This is a genomic window from Nocardioides sp. P4_G4, assembly GCF_056401085.1.
The window spans coordinates 1-9863 of record NZ_JBFUKA010000119.1 but is presented as its reverse complement, the minus strand read 5'-3'; the positions used below and the strand labels follow the sequence as shown (position 1 = coordinate 9863).

At 72.9% G+C, this 9863-nt stretch carries 9 protein-coding genes and 1 tRNA gene; 1 reads left to right on the top strand and 9 read right to left on the bottom strand.

Annotation, left to right across the window (positions count from 1 at the left end; genetic code table 11):
• The 6 genes from AC1DQF_RS19900 to rsmI all read right to left on the bottom strand — a co-directional run.
• Positions 1–1512: ABC-F family ATP-binding cassette domain-containing protein (locus tag AC1DQF_RS19900; protein WP_477526962.1), on the bottom strand; the 1512-nt coding region annotated here is incomplete at its 3' end.
• 46 nt (positions 1513–1558) lie between these two features.
• A complete protein-coding gene (locus AC1DQF_RS19895; protein WP_477526961.1) occupies positions 1559–2494 on the bottom strand; it encodes a 4-(cytidine 5'-diphospho)-2-C-methyl-D-erythritol kinase in 936 nt (311 codons plus the stop codon).
• A complete protein-coding gene (rsmA, locus tag AC1DQF_RS19890) occupies positions 2488–3387 on the bottom strand; it encodes a 16S rRNA (adenine(1518)-N(6)/adenine(1519)-N(6))-dimethyltransferase RsmA (RefSeq protein WP_477526960.1) in 900 nt (299 codons plus the stop codon). Before rsmA ends, AC1DQF_RS19895 begins: the two co-directional genes overlap by 7 nt.
• Positions 3388–3417: 30 nt before the next feature.
• On the bottom strand, positions 3418–4551 hold the full coding sequence (locus AC1DQF_RS19885) for a transglycosylase family protein (protein WP_477526959.1): 1134 nt from the start codon (positions 4549–4551) through the stop codon (positions 3418–3420).
• A gap of 311 nt (positions 4552–4862) precedes the next feature.
• Positions 4863–5756: a TatD family hydrolase gene (locus tag AC1DQF_RS19880; RefSeq protein ID WP_477526958.1), complete on the bottom strand. Its 894-nt coding sequence runs from the start codon at positions 5754–5756 to the stop codon at positions 4863–4865.
• Positions 5757–5776: 20 nt separating this feature from the next.
• The gene (gene rsmI / locus AC1DQF_RS19875) at positions 5777–6616 is read right to left on the bottom strand and encodes a 16S rRNA (cytidine(1402)-2'-O)-methyltransferase (protein WP_477526957.1); all 840 of its coding nucleotides are present in this window, start codon (positions 6614–6616) and stop codon (positions 5777–5779) included.
• A gap of 55 nt (positions 6617–6671) precedes the next feature.
• Here rsmI and AC1DQF_RS19870 point away from each other — a divergent pair, with 55 nt between their 5' ends.
• Entirely contained in the window at positions 6672–8291 is a 1620-nt protein-coding gene (locus AC1DQF_RS19870) for a dolichyl-phosphate-mannose--protein mannosyltransferase (protein WP_477526956.1), read from the top strand.
• Positions 8292–8609: 318 nt separating this feature from the next.
• Here the strand turns inward: AC1DQF_RS19870 and AC1DQF_RS19865 are convergent.
• From AC1DQF_RS19865 to sepX, 3 genes are all read right to left on the bottom strand, one after another.
• Positions 8610–8685 (bottom strand) — tRNA-Ala (locus AC1DQF_RS19865).
• A gap of 51 nt (positions 8686–8736) precedes the next feature.
• Positions 8737–9201, bottom strand: a complete 465-nt coding sequence (locus AC1DQF_RS19860; RefSeq protein ID WP_477526955.1) for an SRPBCC family protein — start codon at positions 9199–9201, stop codon at positions 8737–8739.
• A gap of 39 nt (positions 9202–9240) precedes the next feature.
• The coding region (gene sepX / locus AC1DQF_RS19855; RefSeq protein WP_477526954.1) for a divisome protein SepX/GlpR at positions 9241–9863 on the bottom strand (623 nt) is incomplete at its 5' end.

Here is a 9863-nt window from a genome sequence, read left to right as displayed (position 1 = left end):
GTCGGAGGTGCGCCGCGCCGCCCGGCGCTCGAGGTACTCGTCGACACCGCGGGGCAGCATCGAGATCTTTCCGTCGCCCAGCAGCGCCCAGACCGAGTCGGTGACCCGCTCGAGGAAGTACCGGTCGTGCGAGACGACGACCAGGGTGCCCGGCCAGCCGTCGAGGAAGTCCTCGAGCACGTTGAGGGTCTCGATGTCGAGGTCGTTGGTCGGCTCGTCGAGGAGCAGCACGTTGGGCTCGGTGAGCAGCAGCTTGAGCAGCTGGAAGCGCCGGCGCTCGCCGCCGGACAGGTCGCCCAGCCGGGCCGTCAGCCGGTCGCCGGTGAAGCCGAAGCGCTCCAGCAGCGAGGTGGCCGTCAGCTCCTGCCCGTCGGCGGTCCTGGTGACCCGGCGGATCGACTCCACGGTCGGCAGCACACGTCCCGCGGGATCGATGTCGTCCAGCGCCTGGGTGAGGTGCTTCATCGACACCGTGCGACCGTGCTTCACCGTGCCGACGCGGGGCGCGAGGTCCCCGGACAGCAGTGACAGCACCGAGGTCTTTCCGGCGCCGTTGACCCCCACGATCCCCACCCGGTCCCCGGGGCCGAGCCGCCAGGTGGCGTGGTCGAGCAGCTGGCGCTCGCCGCGGAAGAGGTCCACGTCCTCGATGTCGAGGACGTCCTTGCCGAGGCGCTGCGCGGCGAAGCGCTGCAGCTCCATCCGGTCGCGCGGCGGCGGGATGTCCTCGATGAGCTGGTTGGCGGCGTCGATGCGGAACTTCGGCTTGGCGGTGCGGGCCGGGGCGCCGCGGCGCAGCCAGGCGAGCTCCTTCTTGACCAGCTGCTGGCGACGCTGCTCGGAGGCGCCCGCCTGTCGCTGGCGCTCCGCCTTGGCCAGCACGAACGACGCGTAGCCGCCCTCGTAGCTGTCCACGGCCCCGTCGTGGACCTCCCACGTCGTCTGGCACACCTCGTCGAGGAACCAGCGGTCGTGGGTGACGACGATGAGGGCGCTGCTGCGGCCCACGAGGTGCTCCGCGAGCCAGGCCACCGCCTCGACGTCGAGGTGGTTGGTGGGCTCGTCGAGCACGATCAGGTCGTGGCGGCCGAGCAGCAGTGCGGCCAGGGCGCAGCGACGGCGCTCGCCACCGGACAGGCCGAGGACGGGGCGGTCCAGCGAGATCCCGGCCAGCAGCTCCTCGACGACGCCGCGCATCATCACGTCGGCCGCCCACTCGTGGTCGGAGAGCCCGCCGAGCACGGCCTCGCGGACCGAGTGGGTGTCGACGAGCTCGTCGCCCTGGTGCAGGTAGCCGATCTCGACGCCGCGGGTCATCGACACCCGGCCCGAGTCGGGCTCCTCGAGGCCGGTCATCACCTCGAGCAGGGTGGTCTTGCCGTCGCCGTTGCGACCGACGATGCCGATCCGCTCCCCCGCCGAGACGCCGAGGGAGACCTCGTCGAGCAGCGGGCGCACGCCGTAGGACTTGGAGACCCGCTCCAGGTTGATCAGGTTGGCTGCGACGCTCATCCGGTCCTCACGCTCATCTGGCTCTCACATCCATCGACGTCCACGCTCATCCGATCTCGACGACCTGGGCACCGGGGACCGGCCCGGCCGCCACGAGCACCACGGCATGGCCCGACGCCCGCAGCGCCCCGGCCAGGGCGTGGGCGGCGGTGGGCGACTCGGCCAGGAACAGGCACGTCGGGCCGGACCCGGAGACGAGCCCACGCACGGCGCCCTCGGACTCGCCCAGGTCGAGGAGGTCGCCCAGGTCGGGACGCAGGTCGAGCGCCGGTTCCTGCAGGTCGTTGCGCAGCGCGGCGCCGAGCCGGTGCGGGTCGGCGGTCGCCAGGGCCGCGAGCAGCGCGTCCGCGGACGCCGGCTCGGCGTCCGCGCCGGGGAACATCTCGTCGAAGCGTCGGTACACGGCCGGGGTGGACAGCCCGCCGAGCCCCGACGGCACGACGACCCACCACCACGGGCCGCTGTCGGGCACGGACGTCACGAGCTCGCCACGGCCGGTGCCGAGCGCGGTGCCGCCGATCAGGGCGAAGGGCACGTCGCTGCCCAGCTCGGCGGCCATCGCGAGCAGCTCGTCGTCGGGCGTGCGGGCGTCCCACAACCGGTCGAGGGCGAGCAGGGCCGCGGCGGCGTCGGCGGAGCCGCCGGCCATCCCCCCGGCCACCGGGATCTCCTTGTGGACCAGGAAGTCCACGACCGGCTCGCGGCCGGCCCTTGCGGCCATCAGCTCCGTCGCGCGGGCGACGATGTTGTCCTGGCCGACCGGGACGTCGGCCACGTCGACGTGCTCGGCCCCGTGGGTCACCACGCGGAACGTGTCGCCCTCGGTGGCCACGAGCTCGTCGTGCAGCCCGATCGCCTGGTAGACGGTCTCGAGCGGGTGGAAGCCGTCCTCGCGGGCGGCACCGACACCGAGGTGGAGGTTGATCTTGGCGGAGGCACGGACGTCGACACTCGGCGGGAGGCGGCGTTCGGGGGTCACCACCCGCGGCCGTCCGTGTCGCGCCGACTCTCGTCCCAGGGCATGCCCTCGGCGATCCGGGCGAACTCCTGGACGCCGATGACCTCGCCGCGCGTGGTGGGGTCGACGCCGGCGTGGACCAGGGCCGCCTCGGCGGCCTCGCCGGACCCGGCCAACGGGCGCAGCGCGGCGCGGAGCTGCTTGCGCCGCTGGGCGAAGGCCGCATCGACGACGGCGAAGACCTGCTGGCGCGACGCGGTGGTCTGCGGGGGCTCACGGCGGGTCCAGGCGACCAGGCCGGAGTCCACGTTGGGGGCGGGCCAGAAGACGTTGCGCCCGATGGTGCCGGCGCGGCGTACGTCGGCGAACCAGGCGGCCTTCACGCTCGGCACGCCGTAGGTCTTGGATCCGGGCGGGGCGGCGAGCCGGTCGGCGACCTCCGCCTGCACCATCACGAGGCCGCGCTCCAGCGAGGGCAGCAGGGTGAGCATGTGCAGCAGCACCGGGACCGAGACGTTGTAGGGCAGGTTGGCGACGAGCGCGGTCGGCGCGGGACCGGGCACGGACTCGACACGCATCGCATCGCCCAGCACCACCTCGAAGCGGTCGGCCCGGTCGGGGGCGTGCGTGGCGATGGTCTCGGGGAGCAGCCCGGCCAGCGCCTCGTCGAGCTCGATGGCCACGACGCGGCCGGCGACCTCGAGCAGCGCCAGGGTCAGGGACCCCAGGCCGGGACCGATCTCGACCACCACGTCGTCCGGGCCGACGCGCGACTCGCGCACGATCCGGCGCACGGTGTTGGGGTCGATGACGAAGTTCTGGCCGCGCTGCTTGGTGGGCCTCAGGTCGAGGCGGGCGGCCAGCTGACGCACCTCCGCCGACCCGAGAAGACTCGGACCGGCGGAGGGGGTTGTCATGCGTCTCAGGCTAGTGCCCGGGGGGTGCCGTCAGCGGGGCAGGCCCAGCTTGGCGGCGCAGGCCGGCCAGGCGCCGTACCCGCCCGAGGCGTCACGCACCTTGGTCGCGATGGCGATCTGGGTCTCGCGGGAGGCGTTGCTCGGGAGGCCGGAGCCGCCGTACGACTGCCAGGTGCCGATGTTGAACTGGAGGCCGCCGTAGTAGCCGTTGCCGGTGTTGATGGCCCAGTTGCCGCCCGACTCGCACTGCGCGAGGGAGTCCCACACGGTGCCGCCGGAGGCGAAGTTGGGCTCGCTGGGAGCCTCCTTGGTGCCCACCTTGACGATGGCGTCGACCGGGGCGCGCGTGACGTCGGAGGAGAGCACCTTCCGGGCCACGAGCTCGTCGTTGCGGAAGCGGAGCTCGTAGGTGACGTTGCGCAGACCTTCGCGGCCGGCGCGGACGGTCTCCTGCTCGCCCTTCAGCATGGAGTCGTCCTCACGGGTGATGGTGTCGAACCCGATGGACTGGCCCTTCTCGCTGCGGCTCACGACCCGGATGTCGGTCACGACGACCTTGTCGCCGTCGGAGATCTCCTTGTCGAGGGCCGGGGTGACCTTGTCGCGCTTGCTGACCTCGACGTTCATCCGGTCGAGGACGTCCTCGACCGTGAGGGCCGTGATCTTCTTGCGCTTGAGCTGGGAGTCGCCGACCTTGATCTTGAGCACCTTGGGCGTGACCACATCGAGGGTCATGCCGGTGCGACCGAGGGGCGCGCTGCGGCTGGTGGACAGGTCGGCGCCCTCGAAGCGACGGCCGATCTCACCCAGGGCGCTGGCGACGGTGGTGGAGTTGACCCAGTAGGTCCGCTCCTCGCCGTCGACGCTGAGGGAGAGGGTGCGGCCGAACTGCACCGAGATGCGGGTTCCGTCCTCGACGGGCTCGTCGACGGCAGGGGCGACGAGGTCCTTGTCGGTGACCTGGACGCCCTCGGCGGCCAGGACGTCACCGACGGTGCCGCCCATGGAGCTGATGGTCTGGGCCTTCCCGTCGAGGRACAGCGTCACCGACTTGTTGAGGGCCGCGTAGCCGACGGTCGTCCCACCGACTGCGGCGAGGATGACGGCGACGAGGGTGACCAGGAGGGCCTTGGACTTGCTGAGGTGGGCGATGCGTGAGCGCACGATGCTCCGAACGTCGAGCTTCCCGGGCCTCGGGCGTCAGCGCACCCGCGTGCAGCCGTGGTCATCTCGGGAACGATCACGTGTGCGAGCGGGGGGTCTCGCGAAGGGGGTCGAAACCCTCTCCGGGCGCTGGCGGATCTTCCCGATCCCGGCCAACAGTCACAAGACGATAACGGTGACGGGACCCYTGTCAAACTCCTCGGAGCCCGTGTCCGTCCCCGTGTGACGGGCGTCTCCGACGGCACGCGGGGGTCCTGAGCGTGGATCTTGCCCCTCCGGTCACACGCGTCCCAGCCGTCGCGCGACACATTTCACCAAGATCCGCCGAACGCTCTCTCGGTGTTGGTGTCGATCGCGTGGCACAGGACCTCGAGGTCGTCGCCGCGCACCTCGGCCATCGCCCGGACCGTCAGCGGCACCAGGTAGGAAGCGTTGGGACGACCGCGGTACGGCGTCGGCGTGAGGTAGGGCGCGTCCGTCTCGACGAGCAGGCGGTCCAGCGGGGTCACGGCCAGGGCGTTGCGCAGCGGCGCGGCGTTCTTGAAGGTGACGGTGCCGGCGAAGCTCAGGTGCGCCCCGCGGTCCAGGCACCGGCGGGCGAACGCGTCGTCGCCGGAGAAGCAGTGCATGACCCACCGATCGGGAGCCCCCTCCTCGCCGATGACGCGCAGCACGTCGTCGTGGGCGTCGCGGTCGTGGATGACGAGGGTCTTGTCCAGCCGCTTGGCCAGGTCGATGTGGCGCCGGAAGCTCTCCTCCTGCGCGGCCCGCCCCTCCTCGGCGGTTCTGAAGTGGTCCAGGCCCGTCTCGCCGACGGCCCGCACCTTGTCGTGCGCTCCGGCCAGCCGCTCGATCTCCGCCATCGCCTCGTCGAGGTCGTCGACCCGGGGCGCCTCGTTGGGGTGCAGCGCGACCCCGGCGACCAGCTCGGGGTGCCGCGCGGCCGCCTCGACCGCCCAGCGCGCGCCCGGCAGGTCGCAGCCGATCTGCACGATGCGCGCGACGTTCACGTCCTTCGCGCGCTGGATGGCAGCGGACGTCTCGACCCAGTCGCCGTCGGCGATGTCGAGGTGGCAGTGGTTGTCGACCACCGGGAGGGGCAGCGGCTCGGGCGCCGGCGGCCGCTCGCGGTCGCGGCGGGACCCCGACGTCTCCTCGGTGGCGGACCGGCTGCGGGTCGGTCGGTCGGTCGGCTGCTCGGGCATGGTCCGAGGCTAGCGAGCACTCAGGAGAGGTGGACCGCGGCGTAGACCTCGCGCTTGGGCAGCCCCGCCCGGCGCGCGACGTCGGCGATCGCCTCCTTGCGCGTGGCTCCGGCGGCCTCCTCGTCGGCGACCGCCGCGCGCAGGTCGTCGGGGTCGTGACCGACCTCGGCCGCGGGGGCCGCGCCCTCCACCACGATGGTGACCTCACCGCGTACGCCGTCCGCGGCCCAGGAGACGAGGTCGGCCAGCGGCCCGCGGCGTACCTCCTCGTGGGTCTTGGTCAGCTCGCGGCACACCGCGGCCGGTCGGTCGCCGCCGAGGGCCTCGGCCATGGCGGCCAGGGCCGCCTCGGTGCGGTGCGGCGCCTCGAAGAACACCATCGTGCGCTCCTCACGCGCCAGGTCGGCCAGCCGACGCGAGCGCTCCCCCGCCTTGCGTGGCAGGAACCCCTCGAAGCAGAACCGGTCGACCGGCAGCCCGCTCACCGCCAGCGCGGTCAGCACGGCGCTCGGCCCCGGGACCGCGGTGACCCGCACGTCGTGCTCGACGGCGGCCGCGACCAGCCGGTAGCCCGGGTCACTGACGCTGGGCATCCCCGCATCGGTCACCAGCACCACCCGCTCGCCGGCGAGGAGGGCCTCGAGGAGCAGTGGCGTGCGGGCCGACTCGTTGCCCTCGAAGTAGGACACGACCCGGCCACCGAGGGTGATGCCGAGGTCGCTGGTGAGCCGCTTGAGGCGGCGGGTGTCCTCCGCGGCCACCACGTCGGCGCCGGTGAGCTCCTGCGCCAGTCGCGGCGGGGCGTCGGCGTACTGCCCGATGGGGGTCGCGGCCAGGACGAGCACACCGGCAGCAGTCATGGGGCGAGGGTATCGGTGGGCCGTCCCGGTGGGGCAGGCGAACTAGAGTGCCCGCGTGACCGCCCCGCCCACCGTCAGCCTGTCGCGGACGGCCGCCGGCAGCGAGGTGCCGCCCGCCACCGAGCGGGCCCGGCCCCGCTGGCGCGGTGAGGACCCGGTCGTCGGGTGGACCGGGGCGCTGCTGGTCGCCGCGCTCGCGTTCTTCCTGCGGTGGTGGCGCCTCGGCACGCCGCACCAGTTCTCCTTCGACGAGACGTACTACGCCAAGGACGCGTGGTCGATGCTCGGCAACGGCTACGTCCGCGAGTACGTCGAGGACGCCGACAAGTCGATCCTCAACGGCCACCTCGGCGGGCTGTGGGAGTCCGGCCCGTCGATGATCGTCCACCCCGAGGTGGGCAAGTGGCTGATCGCGATCGGCGAGAAGGCCTTCGGGATGGACCCCTTCGGCTGGCGGATCGCCGCCGCCGTGGTGGGCTCGCTGATGGTGCTCGTGATGTGCCGCTTCGTGCGCCGCGTGACCGGCTCCACCGTGCTGGGCCTGGTGGGCGGGCTCCTGCTGTCGCTGGACGGACTGCACCTCGTGCTGTCCCGGCTGGCTCTGCTCGACATCTTCCTCGCCTTCTTCATCCTCTGCGGGGTCCACTGTGTCGTCGCGGACCGACAGTGGTTCCGTGAGCGCCTGGCGCGGGGGGCGACCCGACGGCTCCTCCGGCCCTGGCTGCTGGCCGGCGGGGTCGCCTTCGGACTGGCGGTCGGCACCAAGTGGACGGCGCTGTTCCCCCTTGCGGCGTTCGGCGTCATGACCGTCGCCTGGAGCTGGGGGGCGCGCCGCTCCTTCGGCCACCGCCGGGCCCTGCTGCGGGCCGTGCTCCTCGACGGGGTGCCCGCCTTCCTGCACCTCGTGCTGGTCGCCCTGGTGGTCTACGTCGCGACCTGGACGGGATGGCTGATCCACGCCGGGGAGTACGAGAAGGCGCTCAGCAACACGCAGTACACGACGTACGACGGTGGCACGCAGTGGCCGACGGCCACCGAGCCGGACGCGGACGGCCTCGGCGAGGTCGTCCAGTCGCTGCGGTCGCTCTGGTACTACCACCACGACGTCTACACGTTCCACGCCCACTTCCTCAACGACAGCGAGCACGTCTACGCCTCCAAGCCCGCGGGCTGGCTCCTCATGAGCCGACCCGTCGGCGTGGACGCGCAGCTCGACATCCAGCCCGGCTCGCAGGGCTGCGACGCTCCCAAGGGCTCCGACTGCCTGCGCCAGGTGCTGCTGCTCGGCAACCCGCTGATCTGGTGGGGCGGCGCGCTGGCGCTGCTGCTGGCGATGGTGCGCTGGGTCGGCGCGCGCGACTGGCGGTTCGGCGTCGCCGTCGTCGGCACCGGGTCGACGTGGCTGCCGTGGCTGATGTACGACGACCGGCCGATCTTCATCTTCTACGCCATCGCCTGCCTGCCCTTCGTCGTGCTGGCGCTCTCCCTGGCGCTCGGCACGCTGGTGGGGACCTCCGACGAGCCCAGCCCCCGCCGCACGGCGGGCGTCGTCGTCGCCGGGTCGTACGTCGTCCTGGTGCTGCTCACCTTCGCGTGGTTCTGGCCGATCTGGACCGACCAGCTCATCACGCACTCGGAGTGGCTCGACCGGGTGTGGTTCACCCGCTGGATCTGACCGGCGCTTGCCTTGCTCGCTGGTCCGGCCCGGTCACCCGCAACTGGCGGCGTACGACAGCTCGGCAGGCGATCCCGATGTCGCCCGCCGCCAGTTGACGCCGGAGTGGCGGTCGAGTGGCGGCCAGGCAACGGCCTCCCAGCGCACCGGCGAAACCCGGTCAGGCAACCGCAACTGGCGGCGTACGACACTCCGACGGCCGAGGATCCTGTCGCCCGCCGCCAGTTGACGCCGGCGTGGCGGAGTACGACGCCCGCAGAGCCCACCGAGACCGGCCGAAATGACGAACGGCCCGCCGGACAGGCGGGCCGTTCGTGCTGGTGGAGGTGAGGGGACTCGAACCCCTGGCCTTCTCGATGCGAACGAGACGCGCTACCAGCTGCGCCACACCCCCAGACGAGACGAAAAGATACACCGGCGACGGAGACGCGCCCAATCAGGCCCCTCAGCGCAGCAGGATGGACTCGATCTCCTCGAGCGCCTGCCGGGCGTAGCCGCGCCACATCCGCGCGAACAGCGGCATCGCCGGGCGTCCCGCCCTGGTCGGGGACACGTCCCACGCCCACGTGATGCGCGTGCCGGTGCCGGCCGGCTCGAAGGACCAGCGCCCCTCGACGCGCGTCACCAGCGGCTTCATCGGCCCGTGGACGTCCCCGATCACGTAGCCGAAGGACTGCGGGCGCTCGACCGAGGTCAGCGTCTCGCGCATGCTGCCGCCGTCGGCGAGCACGATCGTGCGGGTCTGGCCGACCTCGCCCCACGTCCCCGCCTGGTCGCGCACCTCGCGGATCGGCGGGATGGCGAGCCTGCGGCGAGCGAAGATCTCGGGCAGCGGGTGCGGGAGCACCCGGTCGAACGCCTCGGCGACCGGGACCGGCACGGCCCGGGTCTGCGACAGGTGCAGGGTCATGCCGTCAGCGTACGACGGGAAGTGCGGTGCGGTGCCGGCTCAGGAACCGGTGGCGCGCCGCTCGCGGGCGGTGCGCTCGGCCTTGGCGGACGCCTCGCGCTCCTCGGCCTCGCGGGCCAGCGCGGAGTCGCTCTCGCTCCGGCCCGAGGACCACACGCCGGTGGACTCCAGGTCGATCGTCTGGACCGTACGCCGCGTGGCCGCGGGCTTGGAGACGTAGGTCGGCAGGGTCGTGGGCACCATGTCCCAGGAGCCGGGGGCCCGCAGCACGGGGGCCGCGACGGCCACCTCGGGCGAGGCGGCCGGTGCCTGGGAGGCGGCCACCGTCTCCACGACGACATCCATCACCACCTCCGCGGGGCCGACCTCCGGGGAAGAGGGCTCGGACACGGTGGCGGCGGTGCGGGGCAGGACGGACTCCGAGGGTGCGGGAGCACGCCGCGCGGCGGCCCGCTCCCCCTTGACCATGAGGCGGCAGGCGACCAGCCAGGCGGCGAGCAGCATCACCGGGGCGACGACCCACGACCAGGCGACGACCCGACCGAGTGCGAGGCCGAGCACGAGCGCGTTGACGAGCAGGACCGCGCCGAGCACGCGGCGGCGCCGGCGCGCGGCCTGCTGGGCGGCGGCACGGCGCACGGCGAGCGGGGCGACCGAGGGGG